General features: G+C 63.6%; 18 protein-coding genes. 13 read left to right on the plus strand and 5 right to left on the minus strand.

Features of this window, described 5'->3' with window-relative positions; all coding sequences use genetic code 11:
* Genes cyoD through ACQ4MJ_RS13155 form a run of 4 tightly spaced genes read left to right on the plus strand, consistent with a single transcriptional unit; the run spans nt 1 to nt 3,145 of the window.
* The gene (gene cyoD / locus ACQ4MJ_RS13140) at nt 1-429 is read left to right on the plus strand and encodes a cytochrome o ubiquinol oxidase subunit IV (RefSeq protein ID WP_055402912.1); all 429 of its coding nucleotides are present in this window, start codon (nt 1-3) and stop codon (nt 427-429) included.
* Nucleotides 429-1,268: an SURF1 family protein gene (locus tag ACQ4MJ_RS13145; RefSeq protein ID WP_431152393.1), complete on the plus strand. Its 840-nt coding sequence runs from the start codon at nt 429-431 to the stop codon at nt 1,266-1,268. Before cyoD ends, ACQ4MJ_RS13145 begins: the two co-directional genes overlap by 1 nt.
* Nucleotides 1,249-2,577 carry an ATP-binding protein gene (locus ACQ4MJ_RS13150; RefSeq protein WP_431152392.1) on the plus strand — a complete coding sequence of 443 codons (1,329 nt, stop codon included), beginning with the start codon at nt 1,249-1,251 and terminating at the stop codon, nt 2,575-2,577. Before ACQ4MJ_RS13145 ends, ACQ4MJ_RS13150 begins: the two co-directional genes overlap by 20 nt.
* Nucleotides 2,578-2,581: 4 nt before the next feature.
* Entirely contained in the window at nt 2,582-3,145 is a 564-nt protein-coding gene (locus tag ACQ4MJ_RS13155) for a response regulator transcription factor (protein ID WP_431152391.1), read from the plus strand.
* Nucleotides 3,146-3,308: 163 nt separating this feature from the next.
* Here the strand turns inward: ACQ4MJ_RS13155 and ACQ4MJ_RS13160 are convergent, their stop codons facing one another.
* From ACQ4MJ_RS13160 to ACQ4MJ_RS13180, 5 genes are all read right to left on the minus strand, one after another.
* The gene (locus tag ACQ4MJ_RS13160) at nt 3,309-5,927 is read right to left on the minus strand and encodes an ankyrin repeat domain-containing protein (RefSeq protein ID WP_431152390.1); all 2,619 of its coding nucleotides are present in this window, start codon (nt 5,925-5,927) and stop codon (nt 3,309-3,311) included.
* Nucleotides 5,928-6,131: 204 nt separating this feature from the next.
* Complete coding sequence (gene acnB / locus ACQ4MJ_RS13165) at nt 6,132-8,717, minus strand: bifunctional aconitate hydratase 2/2-methylisocitrate dehydratase (protein ID WP_055393150.1); 2,586 nt, start codon at nt 8,715-8,717, stop codon at nt 6,132-6,134.
* A 127-nt stretch (nt 8,718-8,844) separates the two neighbouring features.
* Nucleotides 8,845-9,474, minus strand: coding sequence for a hypothetical protein (locus tag ACQ4MJ_RS13170; RefSeq protein ID WP_431152389.1), 630 nt, complete (start codon nt 9,472-9,474; stop codon nt 8,845-8,847).
* Nucleotides 9,475-9,506: 32 nt separating this feature from the next.
* Nucleotides 9,507-10,574, minus strand: a complete 1,068-nt coding sequence (locus ACQ4MJ_RS13175; protein ID WP_431152388.1) for an HpcH/HpaI aldolase/citrate lyase family protein — start codon at nt 10,572-10,574, stop codon at nt 9,507-9,509.
* 14 nt (nt 10,575-10,588) lie between these two features.
* On the minus strand, nt 10,589-11,575 hold the full coding sequence (locus ACQ4MJ_RS13180) for a malate dehydrogenase (RefSeq protein ID WP_055393136.1): 987 nt from the start codon (nt 11,573-11,575) through the stop codon (nt 10,589-10,591).
* A gap of 215 nt (nt 11,576-11,790) precedes the next feature.
* On the opposite strand from ACQ4MJ_RS13180, the gene ACQ4MJ_RS13185 reads away from it, so the two are divergent.
* From ACQ4MJ_RS13185 to ACQ4MJ_RS13225, 9 genes are all read left to right on the plus strand, one after another.
* Nucleotides 11,791-12,579 carry a GntR family transcriptional regulator gene (locus ACQ4MJ_RS13185; RefSeq protein WP_055393133.1) on the plus strand — a complete coding sequence of 263 codons (789 nt, stop codon included), beginning with the start codon at nt 11,791-11,793 and terminating at the stop codon, nt 12,577-12,579.
* Between the two features lie 133 nt (nt 12,580-12,712).
* On the plus strand, nt 12,713-13,147 hold the full coding sequence (sdhC, locus tag ACQ4MJ_RS13190) for a succinate dehydrogenase, cytochrome b556 subunit (RefSeq protein WP_121419458.1): 435 nt from the start codon (nt 12,713-12,715) through the stop codon (nt 13,145-13,147).
* Between the two features lie 67 nt (nt 13,148-13,214).
* Nucleotides 13,215-13,580 (plus strand): succinate dehydrogenase, hydrophobic membrane anchor protein, encoded by a 366-nt coding sequence (sdhD, locus tag ACQ4MJ_RS13195; RefSeq protein ID WP_055393129.1) that lies wholly within the window; start codon nt 13,215-13,217, stop codon nt 13,578-13,580.
* Nucleotides 13,581-13,609: 29 nt separating this feature from the next.
* On the plus strand, nt 13,610-15,418 hold the full coding sequence (gene sdhA, locus ACQ4MJ_RS13200) for a succinate dehydrogenase flavoprotein subunit (protein WP_055393127.1): 1,809 nt from the start codon (nt 13,610-13,612) through the stop codon (nt 15,416-15,418).
* 25 nt (nt 15,419-15,443) lie between these two features.
* Nucleotides 15,444-16,148 (plus strand): succinate dehydrogenase iron-sulfur subunit, encoded by a 705-nt coding sequence (locus ACQ4MJ_RS13205; RefSeq protein WP_055393124.1) that lies wholly within the window; start codon nt 15,444-15,446, stop codon nt 16,146-16,148.
* Between the two features lie 18 nt (nt 16,149-16,166).
* On the plus strand, nt 16,167-16,487 hold the full coding sequence (locus tag ACQ4MJ_RS13210; RefSeq protein ID WP_055393121.1) for a succinate dehydrogenase assembly factor 2: 321 nt from the start codon (nt 16,167-16,169) through the stop codon (nt 16,485-16,487).
* 78 nt (nt 16,488-16,565) lie between these two features.
* Nucleotides 16,566-17,876, plus strand: coding sequence for a citrate synthase (locus ACQ4MJ_RS13215; RefSeq protein ID WP_121419457.1), 1,311 nt, complete (start codon nt 16,566-16,568; stop codon nt 17,874-17,876).
* 222 nt (nt 17,877-18,098) lie between these two features.
* The gene (locus ACQ4MJ_RS13220) at nt 18,099-18,365 is read left to right on the plus strand and encodes a metal/formaldehyde-sensitive transcriptional repressor (RefSeq protein WP_055402789.1); all 267 of its coding nucleotides are present in this window, start codon (nt 18,099-18,101) and stop codon (nt 18,363-18,365) included.
* Nucleotides 18,366-18,404: 39 nt separating this feature from the next.
* Nucleotides 18,405-19,523, plus strand: a complete 1,119-nt coding sequence (locus ACQ4MJ_RS13225; protein WP_431152387.1) for an S-(hydroxymethyl)glutathione dehydrogenase/class III alcohol dehydrogenase — start codon at nt 18,405-18,407, stop codon at nt 19,521-19,523.
* Nucleotides 19,524-19,726: the final 203 nt, after the last annotated feature.

Genomic DNA, 19,726 nt, shown 5'->3' on the forward strand with positions numbered 1-19,726 from the left:
ATGAGCGCACAACACACAACACACGCACACGGCGCGCATGACCATGGCGGCCACGACCACCACGGCGACGCGGAACCGCACAGCAGCCTGCGCGACTACACGATCGGCTTCGTGCTCTCGGTCATCCTCACGGCCATTCCCTTCTGGCTCGTCATGGCCAAGGTCATCGCCGACCGCAACACCGCCGTGCTGGTGCTGGGCGGCTTCGCCGTGATCCAGATCCTGGTGCACATGGTGTATTTCCTGCACATGAACGGCAAGGTCGAAGGCGGCTGGACCATGCTGTCCACCATCTTCACCGTGGTGTTCGTAGCCATTGCCATTGCGGGCACGCTGTGGGTCATGTTCCACATGAACGCGAACATGATGCCCGAGCACCCCACCCCCACGCCCGCAACGCATGAGGCGCCGGGCCACTCGACGCCCTGATGCCATTCCACCCCACAGCCCCGGACCCCCAGTCCCGGCGGCTTCGCCAGGCGGTGCTCGCAGTGGTGGGCATCGCCTTGTTTTTGGGCTTTATCGCGCTGGGTACCTGGCAGGTGCAGCGCCGCGCATGGAAGCTCGCGTTGATCGAGCGCGTCGATCAACGCGTGCACGCTGCTCCTGTACCCCTGCCCTCCCGCCCAGAGTGGCCCCAGGTGAGTGCAGCCAGCCACGAATACCTGCCCGTCACCGCGCAGGGCCGGTGGCTGCCCGAGAAAACCGTGCTTACCCAGGCCCTGACCGAGCTGGGCTCGGGCTTCTGGGTGATGACGCCACTGCAACTGGCCGATGGCGCGCAGGTGCTGGTGAACCGGGGTTTCGTGCCGCAGGAGCAGCGCGCCCAATGGCTGGCAAAGCCTATGCCCGCCTCCACCCCCCCTACCTCCACCACCGCGACTGTCCAGGGCCTGCTGCGCATGAGCGAGCCTGACGGTGGTTTTCTGCGCACCAATGCCCCGGCTGAGCAGCGCTGGTACTCGCGCGACATTGCGGCCATCGGCCATTGGCTGCAATTGCCCGAGACTGCCCCCTTCTTCATCGATGCGGGGTTGCCTCCCGTACCAGGCGCCGCTGTGCCCCCGGCAGCGGACACCAGTTGGCCGCGCGCTGGCATGACGGTGATCCGTTTCCATAACAGCCACCTGGTCTACGCACTGACCTGGTACGGTCTGGCCCTCATGGTTGCGGGTGCCAGCTGGTATGTGGCACGCTACGAGCGCCGCCTGCGCGGCTTTGCGCGCCCTGCCACCACCTTCGCCCCTGATGACACCTCTTCGTCCTGATACTGCGACCGCCGCGCCGCAGCGCAACGCACGCTCGGCCGATGCCGCCGCAGGCATCAAGAACCTGCAGCAGCTGATCGAGCTGCGCTGGATTGCCGTGGTCGGCCAGGTGTTCACCATCGAGATGGCGCACTACAGCCTGAACCTCACGCTGCCTGTGCGCGAGATGCTGCTGGTGGTGGGCTGCCTGGCGGTGTTCAACGTAGTGAGCCTGCTGCGGCTGCGCACCGGTGTGATGGTGCGCAATGTGGAGCTTTTTCTGGCCCTGCTGATCGATGTGGCCGTGCTCACAGTGCAGCTGTACCTGAGCGGGGGCACCAGCAACCCATTCGTCTTCCTGTACCTGCTGCAGATCACGCTGGGGGCCGTGCTACTGCGCGGTGCCTACATCTGGTCCATCGTGATCATCACACTGCTGTGTTTTGGCGTGCTGGCCACACACCACCTGCCCCTGGAGTTGCCGCAGGACCTGCACCAGGGCCTGTCGAGCCTTTACGTGATCGGGTTGCTGGTGTGCTTTGTGCTCAACGCCACGCTGGTGGTGGTCTTCATCACCCGCATCAACCTGAACCTGCGTGAACGCGATGCGCGCCTGGCCGCAGCACGCCGCCGCCGCGTGGAAGAAGAGCACATCGTGCGCATGGGCCTCCTGGCCTCAGGCGCTGCCCACGAGCTGGGCACGCCGCTGTCCACGCTGGCCGTGATCCTGGGGGACTGGCAGCATGACAAGCAGCTGGCGGCCCACCCAGCGCTGAAGGAGGACATCGACGAAATGCAGGCCCAGGTGCAGCGCTGCAAGAGCATCGTGAGCGGCATCCTGCTTTCGGCCGGAGAGACACGCGGCGAAGCCTCCATGCAGACCACCGTGCGCACCTTTGTGGATGCTCTGGCCGAAGAATGGCGCAGCACCCGGTCGATGCCGCAGTTCATCTACGACAACGACTTCGGCGCGGATACGCCCATGGTGTCTGACACCACGCTCCAGCAGATGGTTTTCAATGTGCTGGACAATGCACGCGACGCCTCGCCCGGCTGGGTGCGCCTGGCCGTCACCCGCAACGCCGATGCACTGCGCATCACGGTGACCGACGCAGGGCCGGGCTTTGCCCCCGACATGCTGGCCAAGCTGGGCACGCCCTACCAGTCCTCCAAAGACCGCCCGGGCGGTGGGCTGGGCCTGTACCTTGTGCTCAACGTGGCACGCACGCTGGGTGGCAGCGTGGCGGCACGCAACCGCCCCGAAGGGGGTGCCGAAGTAACCATCGAACTGCCACTGGCGGCGATCGCACTGCCTGAAGCCAAAGCCTGAAGCCATGAGCCCTAACGACGACGAAGAACGAGAACAAGCGCAACCACTGCTGCTCATCGTGGAAGACGACGAGGCCTTTGCCCGCACGCTCGCCCGTTCTTTCGAACGGCGCGGCTACCGCGTGCTGCAGGCTGCCAGCCTGCCCGAGGTCGAAACCCTGCTAGCACACCACACGCCCGGCTTTGCGGTGGTGGACCTCAAGCTCAAGGGCGAAGCCTCGGGCCTGGCCTGCGTACAAAAGCTGCATGCCGCCAGCGAAGACATGCTGATCGTGGTGCTGACCGGCTTTGCCAGCATCGCCACCGCCGTGGAGGCCGTGAAACTGGGCGCCTGCCACTACCTCGCCAAGCCGTCCAATACCGACGACATCGAGGCCGCTTTTGGCCTGAAGGCCGGCAACACCGAAGTGGAGCTGACCAACCGCTCCAGTTCCATCAAGACGCTGGAATGGGAGCGCATCAACGAGGTGCTGGCAGAAACCGGCTTCAATCTCTCGGAAGCGGCAAGGCGCCTGGGCATGCACCGCCGCACCCTGACCCGCAAGCTGGAAAAGAAACAGGTTCGTTAGGCGGGCACCGGAACCAGGGCTCAATATTTCAAGAATAATTGGCTGCTAGCGCTTAAAGGGCTTCATTGTTAGCTATATTTTTTATAGCAAATCCCATGAGAGCAGCCATCAACCGCCTCAGCCCATCCATAGACACCCTTTGCGCCTGAGGCCTGGCCTCACATCAGCGCTGGCGCTGCACAAGCCAGTGCTCCGCCTCTTGCTGCTTTCCAAACCGCGCCCAATCCAGCGCATTCTTGCCATGCGGGTCTTTGCGCCACAGGTCCACACCCCGCACCTCCAACCACTCCAGCGTCTGGATGCGCCCTTTGGCAGCAGCCAGCATCGCAGGCGTCTCGCCCCGGCTTGCGGGCGCGGGCTCGTCCAGGGGCTGCCCCTGTTCGGCCAGCCACTGCAAACAAGGCACACAACCACTTTGCGCTGCCATATGCGCCGGGCCCCAGTCCCACCGGTTGCGGGCCGCCATGCTGGCCCCGGCCTGCACCAGGCGTTGGGCGGCAGCGAGGTGGCCGCCGTAGAAGGCGCGCAACAACGCGGTGTCGCCACGCTCGCTGTCTTTGTGTGTCTGGCGAAGGTCGGGCTGTGCACCAGCCTGCAACAGCAGCTCGATGTGCTCCAGCTGCCCCCGGTGGGCCGCCAGCATGAGCACGGACGAGCCGCTGGGCGCGAGCAGATTGGGGTTGGCGCCCGCTGCCAGGGCTGCGCCCACGGCCTGGGCATCACCGGCGTCCTGCGCGTCGAGCAGCGCGTCGTCCACTGGAGAATACGGCGCAGATGGCTGTACGGCGGCGGCGACGGGCGCAGCGGATGGACCAGGCAGAGCCGGGCGCACCAGGCCGACAAGGGACGGCCCCCAGATCCACCAGGCCAGAGCAACTGCCAGCAGCAGCAATCCCCAGGCCGGGCGCGAATGCCCGGAGCGGGCAGGCCGCTGTGCGCCAGGGCTGAAATGGTCCCGGCGGTGCGACCAGGCCCGCGCGATGGATTGGCCCAACGCAGTGGCAGCCCCTTCGCCACTGACGCCGGGGGTCAACCGAACCAGGGTGCCATCGCGCTCGCGCGCATAGACAGCGAAGTAAGGGGTCTCGCTGGCGCCGCTGCCGGTGGAAAACAGCAGCTTGTGCACCAGGCTCTGGCTGGCCTGTCCGGGCAGGGCGTCTGCCCGGGACCACAGCGCAGAGTAGCGGCGCACGGTGATGCCCTCATCCCGCACAGACAGGGTCCAGCGGCAGGTGGCAGCCTGCAGGACAAAGGCGACCAGCAGCCACCAGGCGCCGGTGGCCACAAAGAATGGTGGCAATGCGATTCCGCCAGAGCCGAAACGGCCGTTCACGAAGGCCTCCGCCACAAGACCCGCCAGCACCAGGCCTGCAGCCCAGCGCCAGCCGCGACGGCTGAATTCAAACTGCCACGCATGCGGGGTCTCCAGCAGCGTAACGGAAGCGGGCAGGAGCAAGGCGCCCTCACCATCCAGGCCCGCTTCTCCTTCTCCGTGGGCCGGATCAGCGGGCGCGATGGGGGTCACTTTCTTCCAGATAGCGCGCCGGTCAAAGCGATCGGCCTGCTCGTGACCAAACGCCTGTGGGGCTGCCTGCACGGGCACGTCGTAGGTCAGTTCTACGTCCCCGCCCGGGGTGCGCAGCAACTCCAGCCGCCAGTCCACACGTTCACCAGAGCGCTGCGCGCCGTGCGGGGGCGCGTCGGGTGGCAGGTCAAAACGGGCCGTCAGCCGCAGCCCGCCATCGGCCGTGGGCTGCACACGCGCGGTTTCAGAGAAAGACTCCACACAACGCTCCGGCGAACCGGAGCTCGATTCATCCACCCGGTACTGGGCCAGGCGCAGTTGCAACTGCTGGCCCTGCTGGTAGGCGGCGGCACGCTCGGGCAGGAGCAGTGTCATCTCGACCGGGTGGCCCGCACGCGGGACTGTGGGCAGTGCGGTCAGCTCTGCGCCCGCGTAGCGCCAGGCCATGTGGGTATGGCGCACCGACAGGGCCACCAGCCCCAGGCCGATCATCACGAAGAGGGAGATGAAGGCCTTGGCAAACCAGGGGGCGCTGGATTGGGTCCACAGCAAGGCCGCCATAGGGAACGCAATACCGCACCAGAAGATGGTGAAAAACCAGATGGCACCCACCGAAGTGCCGGAAGCGCCCTTCGCGAACAAGCTGGTGGGCGACGAGCCCGGCTGCAGGCCGCCCCTGCCAGCTTCCGGCGATGCCCCACCGGCCCTGGCCAGACCCAGCAGGGTGTGCAGAAAAAACCAGGCCGCCACCAGCCCCACCAAGGTAAAAACCAGGGCAAACGGAATGCGGAAAATCTGCAGCGACCAGCGGATGGAGGGATCGATAAGCGACTGCGACGGATCGTGGGGATTGACCAGGACCGTGATGCCCTGCCCCCGTGCCTGCGCGCTCTGAAGACGCCCCGCCCACTGCCGCGGCCAGTCGTCGATGTTGTCGCTGTTGCCCCGCGCGTCCAGGCCGACGCGGGTGCCTTCGTAGGCCTTGCCCGCCACCTGATAGCGGTAGCGGGCCTGCACTTCATAGGTGGCGCCATCGCTGCTGTGGTGCGTCTTGAGTTCAGCCGACAGGACTTCGGCCTGCACAGGCTGCCAGCCACGCACCTGCAGGGCAGTATCGAGCGTACGGGCGAGGGGCTTGAGCCCGGCGTGGTAGCCGCCCAACCCAAACCCCAGAGCGAAGACCGCGCTGATCAGCAGCGCCGCGAGGCGTGCCCCTACGCTGCTGGTCTTGTCGGCATTGTTTTTCTCTCTTGCCATGGATGTCCCCCCATTTCGTTTTGTTTTTATGGCTGGAGCATAGCGACGAAATCATGACATTTGCGTGACAAACACGCGTCTATTGCGTGACACGCCGTGGCATGGCTTGGAGATTGCGTGGATTGCAACGAACATCCAGCGCCAATAAAAAAACGGCTCCGAAGAGCCGCTTTTTGCTGGTCCATCCATCCCCGAGGGGAAGGATCAGGCGGTCACGCCGTCTGCCACTTCCTTGAACTCGGCGATCTGGTCGAAGTTCATGTACTTGTAGATCTTGTCGCCGTTCTGGTTGATGACACCGATGTCTGCCAGGTACTCTTCCTTGGAAGGAATGCGACCCAGCTTGGAGCAGATGGCCGAGAGTTCGGCCGAGCCCAGGTATACGTTGGTGTTCTTGCCCAGACGGTTGGGGAAATTGCGCGTGCTGGTGGACATCACGGTAGCGCCTTCCTTCACCTGCGCCTGGTTGCCCATGCACAGCGAGCAGCCGGGCATTTCCATGCGGGCACCGGCCGCGCCGAACACGCCGTAGTGGCCTTCTTCGGTGAGCTGGTGTGCATCCATCTTCGTGGGCGGGGCCATCCACAGCTTGACGGGGATGTCCTTCTTGCCTTCGAGCAGCTTGGAGGCTGCACGGAAGTGGCCGATGTTGGTCATGCACGAGCCGATGAACACTTCGTCGATGGCAGCACCCGCCACGTCCGACAGCGTCTTGGCGTCGTCGGGGTCGTTGGGGCAGCACACGATGGGCTCGGTGATTTCGGCCAGGTCGATCTCGATGACGGCCGCGTACTCGGCATCTTCATCAGGTGCCAGCAGCTGGGGGTTGGCCAGCCAGGCTTCCATGGCCTTGATACGGCGGCCGATGGTGCGTGCGTCGGCATAGCCCTGGGCGATCATGTTCTTGAGCAGCACGATGTTCGAGTTGATGTACTCGATCACGGGTTCCTTGTTCAGGCGCACCGTGCAGCCAGCGGCAGAGCGCTCGGCCGAGGCGTCAGACAGTTCGAACGCTTGCTCGACCTTCATGTCAGGCAGGCCTTCGATTTCCAGGATGCGGCCCGAGAAGATGTTCTTCTTGCCCTGCTTGGCCACTGTGAGCAGGCCTTGCTTGATGGCGTACAGGGGAATCGCGTGCACCAGGTCACGCAGCGTGACGCCGGGCTGCATCTGGCCCTTGAAGCGCACCAGCACCGACTCAGGCATGTCCAGGGGCATCACGCCCGTGGCTGCGGCGAACGCCACCAGGCCCGAACCTGCAGGGAAGCTGATGCCGATAGGGAAACGCGTATGCGAGTCGCCGCCCGTTCCCACGGTGTCGGGCAGCAGCATGCGGTTGAGCCAGCTGTGGATGATGCCGTCGCCAGGCTTGAGCGAGATGCCGCCGCGCGTGCTGATGAAGTCAGGCAGCTCGTGGTGCATCTTCACGTCCACGGGCTTGGGGTACGCAGCCGTGTGGCAGAAGGACTGCATCACCAGATCGGAGCTGAAGCCCAGGCAGGCCAGGTCCTTGAGTTCGTCGCGGGTCATGGGTCCGGTGGTGTCCTGCGAGCCCACCGAGGTCATGCGGGGTTCGCAGTAGGTGCCGGGCACCACACCCAGGCCTTCAGGCAGGCCGCAGGCGCGGCCGACCATCTTCTGGGCCAGCGTGAAACCCTTGCCGGTGGCGGCAGGCACTTGCGGCAGGCGGAACAGCGTGGAAGGCGGCAGGCCCAGGGCTTCGCGGGCCTTGGCAGTCAAGCCACGGCCAATGATCAGCGGAATGCGGCCACCGGCACGCACTTCGTCGAACAGGACTTCGCTCTTGACTTCGAATTCGGCAATCACGTTACCGTCCTTGAGCGCCTTGCCAGCGTAGGGCAGCAGTTCGATCTCGTCGCCCATGTGCATCTGGCTTACGTCCAGTTCGATGGGCAGTGCACCAGCGTCTTCCATGGTGTTGTAGAAGATGGGCGCAATCTTGCTGCCCAGGCACACGCCGCCGAAGCGCTTGTTGGGCACAAAAGGGATGTCTTCGCCCGTGAACCACAGCACGCTGTTGGTGGCGGACTTGCGGCTCGAACCCGTACCGACCACGTCGCCCACGTAGGCCACCAGGTTGCCACGCGCGCGCAGGTCTTCGATGAACTTCACCGGGCCGCGCTTGCCGTCTTCTTCGGGCGTGATGCCGTCGCGCTTGTTCTTGAGCATGGCCAACGCGTGCAGCGGGATGTCGGGGCGGCTCCACGCGTCCGGTGCGGGCGACAGGTCGTCGGTATTGGTTTCGCCAGTGACCTTGAGCACGGTGAGCTTGATGCTCTGGGGCACTTCGGGGCGGCTGGTGAACCACTCGGCATCGGCCCAGCTCTGCAGCACGGCCTTGGCGAAGGTGTTGCCCTTGTCGGCCTTTTCCTTAACGTCATGGAACTGATCGAACATGAGCAGCGTCTTCTTGAGCGCTTCGGCGGCGACGGAGGCCACCGCAGCGTCGTCCAGCAGGTCGATCAGGGGGGTGAGGTTGTAGCCGCCCAGCATGGTGCCCAAAAGCTGCGTGGCGCGCTCGCGGCCAATCAGCGTGCACACCTCCGTACCGTGCGCCACGGCAGCCAGATAGCTGGCCTTGACCTTGGCGGCGTCGTCCACACCGGCAGGCACGCGGTGCGTGATCAGGTCCACCAGCGTGGCTTCTTCGCCCGCAGGAGGGTTCTTGAGCAGCTCGATCAGCTCGCCGGTCTGCTTGGCGGTCAGCGGCAGGGGCGGGATGCCGAGGGCGGCGCGCTCGGCCACGTGGTCACGGTAGGCTTTCAACATCATTTTTCTCCGGTTGCGTTCTAAAGTGGGGCGGCGTGCAGCGCGGCGGCGTTTTTCGATAGCCAGGGCGCCTGCATGCGCGGGGTCGTGCGGTTTTCTGCTCTGTGGCGCTGCGCTGGTGAAGGGCTTACTTCAGGGGTTCCAGCACACTGACGGGCGGGTTTTTCTTGATGGCCTCGGCCACCACCACCTGCTGCGGGCTCATGCATTCGTCGGCCAGGCGTTGACCCAGCTTCTGGTTCATCAGCATGGACTTGTTGGCGATCTGCAGCCAGACGGCGCCACCCTTCTGGTCTTCCAGGCGCACCGTGCCCGTGGTGGTAGCGACCGGGGCCATGAAGTACTTGAAGCCCTTGCCTTCCACATGGAAGTGGCCTGGGCTCGCGGGCTCGGCGGTCACGGTGACAAAGGCACCGAGTTCGCAGGGAATGCGGCCCACGTGCACACGTTCGGCAATGGCCAGTTCTTCGGGGGACAGCGCGGCTTCGGCAGCAATGATGCCGGTGGCCACCTGGTTCGCCGCGCTCTTGAGCTGGCTGCGGCTGCTGGTGCCTTCGGTTTTGGCTACCGAAGATTTCTTGGCGGCAGGCGCCTTGTCCGCAGCCTTGGCAGACTTCGTATCGGGCTTGGCAGCGGGCTTTGCTGCAGGTTTGGCGGCAGCCTTGGTCTCGGGTTTGGCTTCGGTCTTGGCAGGGGTTTGCGCCAGGGCGAGGGCTGGAGCCAGCAGCATCAGGGCAGAGGCGATAAAGGATTTCATGGGAGGTCCTGCGTGGAAAAATTCAGGAATGTTCACAACGGAACGGAGGCCGACGCGCCAAACCAATGGCGCACGGCAAGAGGAAGTGTGCGCCCGGTACGGTGGGCGCGCTCCAGCACCTGCCAGTAAAAGCGATAACTGGCGCGGTCGTGCAACGTGCCTTCAAAGCTGATGGGAGCCCAATCAGAATCTGCGGCAGCAGCTATTATTTTCGAAGCAACTTCGATGTCATCCTGCTGAGGCGCAAACGCCTGCAGGATGGGTCGGATCTGTGCGGGATGGATGCTCCACATGCGGGTATAGCCCAGCTCGCGCGCGGCACGGCTGGCGGCGCCTTGCATGGCCACCGTATCGGCGAACTCCGTCACCACACAATGCGATGGCACCTTGCCGTGGGCATGGCAGGCAGCGGCAATCTCCAGCTTGGCACGCACTACCAGTGGGTGAGAAAACTGCCCCAACGAAGTCATGCCATGCGCAGGGATGGCGCCACCATGGGCCGACACAAAATCCATGAGGCCAAAACTCAGGCTCTGCACGCACGGGTGGGCTGCGATTTCAAAAGCACGGTGCACCGCAGCAGGGGATTCGATGAGGACATGGATCGGTACCGGGGCGGCAGAGGCTTTCTCCAGCGCCCGCTCCGCGGCCAGTACGTCGTCCACTGATTCCACCTTGGGAACCATGATGTGGCTGAGCCGATGGCCTGCTTCGCCCGCTATCGTGGCGACATCGTTGGCGAATGCCGGGTGGTCCACCGCGTGGACCCGGGCGGCCACGCGGGCACCGGGTGCAGCGCCCAGGGCCAGACGGGCAACCAGCCGGGCGTGGTCGGCTTCAAGGCCGACGGGGGCGCCGTCTTCGCAATCGAGGGTGACATCAAAGACGCAGGTACCGAACTCCTGCGTCATCTCGGCCTGCAGCTGCAGGCTCTTGCGCATGCGCGCTTCGACGCCGCTGTAGTGGTCACAGACCGGCAGGAAGCCTGTCTGCGCCTGGGCGCCCAGCAACACATCGCGTGGATGGGATGGCGCAGCGCCCTGCCCCTGCGCGGGGACCCGGGCGGCCCGAAGGCCCGATGCCTGTGGCGTCGGCTGCATGGCGCTCACCTGGTTTACAGCAGGTGCTTGACGCCGTCTTGCTCGCCTTGCAGCTCAGCCAGCGTGATGTTGATGCGCTCTTGCGAGAACGCGTCGATTTCCAGACCTTCAACGATCTTGTACTCGCCGTTTTCGCACGTCACGGGGAAACCGAACATGGTGTCCTTGGGGATGCCGTACTGGCCGTCCGAAGGAATGCCCATGGTGACCCACTTGCCGTTGGTGCCCAGGGCCCAGTCACGCATGTGGTCGATGGCGGCGTTGGCAGCCGAAGCAGCCGACGACAGGCCACGCGCTTCGATGATGGCAGCGCCGCGCTTGCCCACGGTGGGCAGGAAAGTGTTGGCGTTCCATTCCTGGTCGTTGATCATCTTGGCGACGCTTTCACCGTTGATGGTGGCGAAGCGGTAGTCGGCGTACATCGTGGGCGAATGGTTGCCCCAGACGGTCAGCTTTTCGATGTCCGCCACGGCCTTGCCGGTCTTGGCTGCGATCTGGCTGGCAGCGCGGTTGTGGTCCAGGCGCAGCATGGCGGTGAAGTTCTTGCGTGGCAGGTCGGGGGCCGACTTCATGGCGATGTAGGCGTTGGTGTTGGCAGGGTTGCCGACGACCAGCACCTTCACGTTGCGCGAAGCCACGGCATTCAGGGCCTTGCCCTGTGCCGTGAAGATGGCGCCGTTGACAGCCAGCAGTTCGGCGCGTTCCATGCCCGGGCCGCGGGGGCGCGAACCGACCAACAGGGCGTAGTCGGCGTCCTTGAAAGCGGTCATGGGGTCGCTGTGGGCTTCCATGCCCACCAGCAGGGGGAACGCGCAATCGTCCAGTTCCATCATCACGCCCTTGAGCGCCTTCTGGGGGCCTTCGACAGGCACTTCGAGCAATTGCAGGATGACGGGCTGGTCCTTGCCCAGCATTTCGCCGGAGGCGATGCGGAACAGCAGGGCGTAACCAATTTGACCAGCGGCACCGGTGACGGCGACGCGAACAGGCTTCTTGCTCATGGTGAAAACTCCAGGGAAGTGAGGAAAACAGGTGTGAGTGCAACGCAAGCACCAGCGCCTGTTACCAGCAGCCCGTGCCCCGCAAAACAGCCTTGGAGTGTACCGCTGATTGGACACCTCGGTCAATTTGTCTTATGTCTTATATAAGATATGATTAACACCCTGACACAGCCCGCGTATCACTTCGTGTGCGGCCTGCCCTTCTCCCGATCGCCATGTCCTCGCTTCCGCTCAACGCCGATAACCCTGCGCAGCCTTTGGCAGGCACGGGCTCTGCCACGCCCGCGTTCAGCCCCCTGTACCAGCAGATCAAAGGGCTCATCCTGCAAAGTCTGCAACAGGGCGAGTGGAAACCGGGCGAATCCATCCCCAGCGAGATGGAGCTGGCTGCACGCTTTCGCGTGAGCCAGGGCACGGTGCGCAAGGCCATTGACGAGCTGGCGGCCGAAAACCTCGTGATGCGGCGCCAGGGCAAGGGCACCTTTGTGGCCACCCATGCCGAGCAGCATGTGCAGTACCGTTTTCTCAAGCTCATGCCCGACACGGGAGACGTCCGCGTCGAGGGCCCTGCACAGCGCAAGGTGATCGATTGTCGGCGTGTGCGTGCCAGCGCTGACGTAGCGCGCGCACTGGCACTGCGTAGCGCCGACCCGGTGGTCCAGGCGCGGCGAGTCCTGTCATTCGCAGGCGTACCCACCATCCTGGAAGACATCTGGCTGCCCGGCCAGGCTTTCAAAGGGCTGACGGCCGAACAGTTGGCCAACTACCAAGGCCCTACTTACGCCATGTTTGAACTCGACTTCGGCGTACGCATGGTACGTGCCGAGGAGAAAATACGTGCCGTACTGCCCGATGCCGACCAGGCGGCGATGCTGCAGATCCCACAGGCCACGCCGCTGCTGAGCGTGGAGCGCATCGCCTACACCTACAACGACGTTCCGATGGAGTTACGGCGCGGCCTGTACCTGACCGACACGCACCATTACCGTAACGAACTGAGCTGACACCACCCTGGCAACTGAGCGGAAACGTAGAACATTCGGGCTGGAGCAAACCCTTCTTGTTGCGTTGCAATAGAATTTTGCGTTCTTTGCATCTTCAAATTACAAAGCAGTTACATCCACGAAAGCACACAACATGACAGAACTCGCCAAAAAACGGCCTGAATTCCGCAACATCAATGCCTTCAAGGACCTGACCACCTACCGCATGACTCCTGCCGCGTGGGTTTCGATCCTGCACCGCGGCAGCGGGCTGATCATGTTCCTGCTGCTGCCTTTCATCATCTGGATGTTCGACACTTCGGTGTCGTCTGAAATCTCGTTCGCCCGGTTCTCGGCGGCTTTCAACATCGGCATTGGCTTCGTGCCCGGCTGGTTCATCAAACTGGTGGCCCTGGCACTGATCTGGGCCTACCTGCACCACTTCACCGCTGGCCTGCGCCATCTGTGGATGGATGTGAGCCACAGCGCCGTGAACAAGGAATTCGGCAAGTCCTCGGCCTTTGCCGTCCTGGCCATCAGCATCACGCTGACCCTGGTGCTGGGCGCCAAGCTTTTCGGCCTGTACTGATCGATCAACCCCAAAAAGCGGCGGCTGCTGCCAGGCAGTGCCCGCCGAAGAACGAGAGGAAATTCCCATGTCCGTCAATTACGGTTCCAAGCGCGTCGTCGTCGGCGCCCACTATGGCCTGCGCGACTGGCTCAGCCAGCGCGTCACGGCAGTCCTGATGGCCCTGTTCACCCTGGCACTGCTGGCCCAGGTGATCTTCTCCAAAGGCCCCATCGGCTACGACAAATGGGCCGGTATCTTCTCGGCCCAGTGGATGAAGGTGCTGACCTTCTCCGTGATCGTTGCACTGGCTTGGCACGCCTGGATCGGCCTGCGTGAAGTCTTGATGGACTACATCAAGCCCGTGGGCCTGCGCCTGGCACTGCAGGTGTTCAGCATCGTCTGGCTGGTCGGCTGTGCCGGCTGGGGTATCCAGGTTTTGTGGCGTCTCTGATTGATCCCCGCGACTGAAGGCAAAAAATAATGAGCTACACCAACGCTAACATCACCCGCCGCAAGTTCGATGTCGTCATCGTCGGCGCAGGCGGCTCCGGCATGCGTGCCGCGCTTGAACTCTCCCGCGCAGGCCTGAACGTGGCCTCGCTGTCCAAGGTTTTCCCCACCCGTTCGCACACCGTGGCTGCACAAGGCGGCGTGAGCGCATCGCTGGGCAACATGTCCGAAGACAACTGGCACTACCACTTCTACGACACCATCAAGGGCTCCGACTGGCTGGGCGACCAGGACGCCATCGAGTTCATGTGCCGCGAAGCACCCAAGGTGGTGTATGAGCTGGAACACTTCGGCATGCCGTTCGACCGCAACCCCGACGGCACCATCTACCAGCGCCCCTTTGGCGGCCACACCGCCAACTATGGCGAAAAGCCCGTGCAACGCGCCTGCGCCGCTGCCGACCGCACTGGCCACGCCATGCTGCACACGCTGTACCAGCAGAACGTGAAGGCCAAGACCAACTTCTTCGTCGAATGGATGGCGCTGGACCTGGTCCGCGACGCCGACGGTGACGTGGTGGGCGTGACCGCCCTGGAAATGGAAACCGGCGACCTGTACATCCTGGAAGCCAAGACCGTGCTGCTGGCCACCGGCGGTGCTGGCCGCATCTTTGCGGCATCGACCAACGCCTTCATCAACACCGGTGACGGCCTGGGCATGGCGGCACGTGCCGGCATTGCGCTGCAGGACATGGAGTTCTGGCAGTTCCACCCCACGGGCGTGGCCGGCGCTGGCGTGCTGCTGACCGAAGGCTGCCGTGGCGAAGGCGCTATTTTGCTCAACAGCAACGGCGAGCGCTTCATGGAGCGTTATGCGCCCACCATGAAGGACCTGGCCCCGCGCGACTTCGTGTCCCGCTGCATGGACCAGGAAATCAAGGAAGGTCGCGGCTGCGGTCCCAACAAGGACTACATCCTGCTCAAGCTCGACCACCTGGGTGCAGACACCATCCATAAGCGCCTGCCTTCGGTGTACGAAATCGGCGTCAACTTCGCCAACGTGGACATCACCAAGGAACCTATTCCTGTGGTGCCCACCATCCACTACCAGATGGGTGGCGTGCCTACCAACATCAACGGCCAGGTGGTTGCACAAGCCAACGGCATCAACAACGAAGTGGTCAACGGCCTGTACGCCGTGGGCGAATGCGCCTGCGTGTCGGTGCACGGCGCCAACCGCCTGGGTACCAACTCGCTGCTGGACCTGCTGGTGTTCGGCAAGGCCGCTGGCCGCCACATCGTCGAGTTCAACAACAAGAACAAGGAGCACAAGCCCCTGCCCAAGGATGCGGCCGACCGCACCTTGGAGCGCTTGAACCAGCTCGACAAGTCGAACGAAGGCATCTACGCGCAAAACCTGGCTGGCGACATCCGCTCCACCATGCAGCAGCATGCCGGCGTGTTCCGCACCCAGGCCAGCATGGACGAAGGCGTCAAGAAGATCGCCGAGATCCGCAGCCGCGTGGCCAACGTGACGCTGAAGGACAAGTCCAAGGTGTTCAACACCGCCCGCATCGAAGCGCTGGAAGTGGACAACCTGATCGAAGTGGCGCAGGCCACCATGGTGTCGGCCGCCGCCCGCAAGGAATGCCGTGGCGCCCACACCGTGTACGACTACGAGCACCCAGCCGACCACGCCGAGTTCCCCCTGGGCCGCAATGACCAGGAGTGGATGAAGCACACCCTGTGGTACAGCGAAGGCAACCGCCTCGCCTACAAGCCGGTCAACCTCAAGCCCCTGACGGTGGACAGCGTGCCCCCCAAGGTCCGTACGTTCTAAACAGTAGCCCCACGAGAGAAGAACCATGCAAAAGCGCACATTCCAAATCTACCGCTACGACCCGGACAAGGACGCCAAGCCTTACATGCAGACCATCGAGATCGAACTCGACGGCCATGAACGCATGCTGCTGGACGCCCTGATGAAGCTCAAGGAGCAGGACCCCACGCTGTCGTTCCGCCGCTCGTGCCGCGAAGGCGTCTGTGGCTCCGACGCGATGAACATCAATGGCAAGAACGGCCTGGCGTGCCTGACGAACATGAACACCCTGAAGGGCACGATTGTTCTCAAGCCCCTGCCCGGCCTGCCAGTGATCCGCGACCTGATCGTGGACATGACGCAGTTCTTCAAGCAGTACAACTCGATCAAGCCCTACCTGATCAACGAGCAGATTCCACCCGACCGCGAGCGCCTGCAGTCTCCCGAAGAGCGCGAAGAGCTCAACGGCCTGTACGAGTGCATCCTGTGTGCCAGCTGCTCCACGAGCTGCCCCAGCTTCTGGTGGAACCCCGACAAGTTCGTGGGCCCTGCCGGACTGCTGCAGGCCTACCGCTTCATCGCCGACAGCCGCGATGACGCCACCGGCCAGCGCCTCGATAACCTCGAAGACCCGTACCGCCTGTTCCGTTGCCACACCATCATGAACTGCGTGGACGTGTGCCCCAAGGGCCTGAACCCCACGAAGGCCATCGGCAAGATCAAGGAACTGATGGTGCGTCGCGCCATCTGACCGGGGCCCAGGACCGCCATGGGTGCAACCGCCACCACCGCCCCCTCGGCAGCCTCGCCGCTGCTGACGGAACGCGAACTCAGCAAGCTGCACTGGCGCTGCCGGCGCGGCCTGCTGGAAAACGATCTGTTCATCGAGCAGTTCTTCACCCGTTTCGAGCCTGAGCTGAACCAGCGCCACGCCCAGGGCCTTGCGGCCCTGATGGACCTCGCCGACAACGACCTCCTGGACCTGCTGCTTTGCCGCAAGGAACCCAGTGAGACGCTGGATGCGCCCGAGGTGCATGAAGTGCTGGGCATGCTGCGGGAAAGCGGCGGCACCCCCGTGCTGGGCACCTGACGAGCGGGTTTTCTCGCTCTGAAAAGATCCCAGCCCCACCAGACCGGATGATCATCGGCAAACCTAAGGAAAGTAACAATGAAGCTAGCTGACAACAAAGCCACCCTGTCGTTCAGTAACGGCGGTCCCAGCGTGGACCTGCCGGTCTACCAGGGCACCATTGGCCCGGATGTCATCGACATCCGCAAGCTGTATGCGCAGACGGGCATGTTCACCTATGACCCAGGCTTCCTGTCAACGGCAGCCACCCAGTCGGCCATCACTTACATTGACGGCGACAAGGGCGAACTGCTGTACCGCGGCTACCCCATTGAGCAGCTGGCTGAAAACTGCGACTTCCTGGAAACCTGCCACCTGCTGCTGTACGGTGACCTGCCCAACGCAGCGCAGAAGACCGACTTCACGAGCCGCGTGACCAACCACACCATGGTCAACGAGCAGATGCAGTTCTTCCTGCGTGGCTTCCGCCGTGACGCGCACCCCATGGCCGTGCTGACCGGCCTGGTGGGCGCCCTGTCGGCCTTCTACCACGACAGCACGGACATCAACAATCCGCAGCACCGTGAGATCGCCGCCATCCGCCTGATCGCCAAGATGCCCACGCTGGTCGCCATGGCCTACAAGTACGGCATGGGCCAGCCCTATATGTACCCGCAGAACAACCTCTCGTATGCAGGCAACTTCCTGCGCATGATGTTCGGCACACCCTGCGAAGAGTACAAGGTCAACCCCGTGCTGGAACGCGCGCTCGACCGCATCTTCATCCTGCACGCAGACCACGAGCAGAACGCTTCGACCTCCACCGTGCGCCTGTGCGGCTCGTCGGGCACCAACCCGTTTGCGGCTATCGCGGCGGGCGTGGCCTGCCTGTGGGGCCCTGCCCACGGCGGCGCCAACGAAGCAGCGCTGAACATGCTGTACGACATCCAGGCCCAAGGCGGCGTGGAAAAGATCGGCGACTTCATCAAGCAGGTCAAGGACAAGAACTCCGGCGTCAAGCTCATGGGCTTTGGCCACCGCGTGTACAAGAACTACGACCCCCGCGCCAAGCTCATGCAAGAGACTTGCAATGAAGTGCTGGCCGAGCTGGGCCTGGAAAACGACCCGCTGTTCAAGCTGGCCAAGGAACTGGAAAAGATCGCCCTGGAAGACGACTACTTCGTGCAGCGCAAGCTCTACCCGAACGTGGACTTCTACTCCGGCATCGTGCAGCGCGCCATCGGCATTCCTGTGAACCTGTTCACCGGCATCTTCAGCCTGGCCCGCACCGTGGGCTGGATCGCCCAGCTCAACGAAATGATCGGCGACCCCGAGTACAAGATCGGCCGCCCCCGCCAGCTGTTCACCGGCTCCGAGCGCCGCGACGTGCCACCACTGGCCAAGCGTTGACCGGTACGGCGCCCCGCGCGCCGTCCACCCCCTCCCGAAGCCCGCAGGCAGTGCCTGCGGGCTTTTTTCATGGGCACCCCACACAGGCCAAGCCGTGCCGGATGCACATACTCCCCCCTAGTTAAAAGGTTTTTTGACGACCTAGCGCACGACCAGTATGGGGTTATCTTTTATACTGCCGCCCAGTACAAAGACAGCCCCCACACCCCATACCCGCAACCCATGCCCCACACCCCCGAAGACAAGCAACGCGCCATCACCCGACTGCGCCGCATCAAGGGCCAGGCCGAGGCGCTGGAACGCGCGGTGGAGGCGGGCAGCGACTGTGCCCCCATCCTGCAGCAGCTGGCGGCCATGCGGGGCGCCGTGCACGGACTGATGGCCGACCTGCTCGACAGCCATGTGCGCGAGACGCTGGCGGAAAAACCAGCACCGTCGCAGCAGGCCATTGACGAAACACTGGCGTTGCTTCGCTCCTACCTCAAATAAATAGACCGTCCCCATCCGATTGACCGAAAGGAACACCCCATGAAATCCCGTGCCGCCGTCGCCTTCAAAGCCGGAGAACCCCTGCAGATCGTCGAGATCGACGTCGCCCCGCCCAAGAAGGGCGAAGTGCTCATCAAGATCACCGACACCGGTGTGTGCCATACCGACGCCTTCACCCTGAGCGGTGACGACCCCGAAGGCCTGTTCCCCGTGGTGCTGGGCCATGAAGGCGCTGGCATCGTGGTGGAGGTGGGCGAAGGCGTGACCAGCGTGAAGCCCGGCGACCATGTGATCCCGCTCTACACCGCCGAATGTGGCGAGTGCCTGTTCTGCAAGAGCGGCAAGACCAACCTGTGCGTGAGCGTGCGCGCCACACAGGGTAAGGGTGTGATGCCCGACGGCACCACGCGCTTTAGCTACAACGGCCAGCCCATCTACCACTACATGGGCTGCAGCACCTTCAGCGAATACACCGTGGTGGCCGAGGTGTCGCTCGCCAAGGTCAACTCCAACGCCAACCCCGAGCAGGTCTGCCTGCTGGGCTGCGGCGTGACCACGGGCCTGGGCGCCGTCAAGAACACTGCCAAGGTGCAAGAGGGCGATACGGTCGCCGTGTTCGGCCTGGGCGGCATCGGCCTGGCGGTCATTCAAGGCGCCAAGCTGGCCAAGGCCGGGCGCATCATCGCCGTGGACACCAACCCGTCCAAATTCGATCTGGCCCGCACCTTTGGCGCCACCGACTGCGTGAACCCCAAGGACTTCGACAAGCCGATCCAGCAGGTCATCGTGGAGATGACAACCTGGGGCGTGGACCACAGCTTTGAGTGCATCGGCAACGTCAACGTGATGCGCGCCGCCCTCGAATGCGCGCACCGCGGCTGGGGCCAGTCGGTCATCATCGGCGTGGCAGGCGCGGGGCAAGAGATCAGCACCCGCCCCTTCCAGCTCGTCACCGGCCGCAAGTGGATGGGCACGGCGTTCGGCGGCGTCAAGGGCCGCAGCGAGCTGCCCGGCATGGTCGAAGACGCGATGGCGGGCAAGATCCAGCTCGCGCCGTTTGTCACGCACACCATGGGCCTCAAGGACATCAACGAAGCGTTTGATTTGATGCACGAAGGCAAGTCGATACGCTCCGTCGTTAAATACGCAGTGGCCTGAGCCCTTCAGAGCAGCCAACGTTTGAGACGCCCGAACGCCCCTTTACCCGTTCGGGCTGAGCCTGTCGAAGCCATGGCACGCCTTGCCACCAACCCTTCGACAGGCTCAGGGCAAACGGGCTCGGTCTAAGGTCAATTTTCAATTCAAACAAAAAAGACCTCTAACGCTTATCCATAAAGCGTTAGCAGCTATTATTTTCAGAG

Origin of the sequence: Acidovorax facilis (genome assembly GCF_050626955.1) — a bacterium.
Taxonomy (GTDB): domain Bacteria; phylum Pseudomonadota; class Gammaproteobacteria; order Burkholderiales; family Burkholderiaceae_C; genus Acidovorax; species Acidovorax facilis.

What these genes read in the sequence shown, in the direction of transcription:
- cyoD (WP_055402912.1), top strand. Translation starts at nt 1, where the DNA reads ATGAGCGCACAACACACAACACACGCACACGGCGCGCATGACCATGGC.
- ACQ4MJ_RS13145 (WP_431152393.1), top strand. Translation starts at nt 429, where the DNA reads ATGCCATTCCACCCCACAGCCCCGGACCCCCAGTCCCGGCGGCTTCGC.
- ACQ4MJ_RS13150 (WP_431152392.1), top strand. Translation starts at nt 1,249, where the DNA reads ATGACACCTCTTCGTCCTGATACTGCGACCGCCGCGCCGCAGCGCAAC.
- ACQ4MJ_RS13155 (WP_431152391.1), top strand. Translation starts at nt 2,582, where the DNA reads ATGAGCCCTAACGACGACGAAGAACGAGAACAAGCGCAACCACTGCTG.
- ACQ4MJ_RS13160 (WP_431152390.1), bottom strand. Translation starts at nt 5,927, where the DNA reads ATGGCAAGAGAGAAAAACAATGCCGACAAGACCAGCAGCGTAGGGGCA.
- acnB (WP_055393150.1), bottom strand. Translation starts at nt 8,717, where the DNA reads ATGTTGAAAGCCTACCGTGACCACGTGGCCGAGCGCGCCGCCCTCGGC.
- ACQ4MJ_RS13170 (WP_431152389.1), bottom strand. Translation starts at nt 9,474, where the DNA reads ATGAAATCCTTTATCGCCTCTGCCCTGATGCTGCTGGCTCCAGCCCTC.
- ACQ4MJ_RS13175 (WP_431152388.1), bottom strand. Translation starts at nt 10,574, where the DNA reads ATGCAGCCGACGCCACAGGCATCGGGCCTTCGGGCCGCCCGGGTCCCC.
- ACQ4MJ_RS13180 (WP_055393136.1), bottom strand. Translation starts at nt 11,575, where the DNA reads ATGAGCAAGAAGCCTGTTCGCGTCGCCGTCACCGGTGCCGCTGGTCAA.
- ACQ4MJ_RS13185 (WP_055393133.1), top strand. Translation starts at nt 11,791, where the DNA reads ATGTCCTCGCTTCCGCTCAACGCCGATAACCCTGCGCAGCCTTTGGCA.
- sdhC (WP_121419458.1), top strand. Translation starts at nt 12,713, where the DNA reads ATGACAGAACTCGCCAAAAAACGGCCTGAATTCCGCAACATCAATGCC.
- sdhD (WP_055393129.1), top strand. Translation starts at nt 13,215, where the DNA reads ATGTCCGTCAATTACGGTTCCAAGCGCGTCGTCGTCGGCGCCCACTAT.
- sdhA (WP_055393127.1), top strand. Translation starts at nt 13,610, where the DNA reads ATGAGCTACACCAACGCTAACATCACCCGCCGCAAGTTCGATGTCGTC.
- ACQ4MJ_RS13205 (WP_055393124.1), top strand. Translation starts at nt 15,444, where the DNA reads ATGCAAAAGCGCACATTCCAAATCTACCGCTACGACCCGGACAAGGAC.
- ACQ4MJ_RS13210 (WP_055393121.1), top strand. Translation starts at nt 16,167, where the DNA reads ATGGGTGCAACCGCCACCACCGCCCCCTCGGCAGCCTCGCCGCTGCTG.
- ACQ4MJ_RS13215 (WP_121419457.1), top strand. Translation starts at nt 16,566, where the DNA reads ATGAAGCTAGCTGACAACAAAGCCACCCTGTCGTTCAGTAACGGCGGT.
- ACQ4MJ_RS13220 (WP_055402789.1), top strand. Translation starts at nt 18,099, where the DNA reads ATGCCCCACACCCCCGAAGACAAGCAACGCGCCATCACCCGACTGCGC.
- ACQ4MJ_RS13225 (WP_431152387.1), top strand. Translation starts at nt 18,405, where the DNA reads ATGAAATCCCGTGCCGCCGTCGCCTTCAAAGCCGGAGAACCCCTGCAG.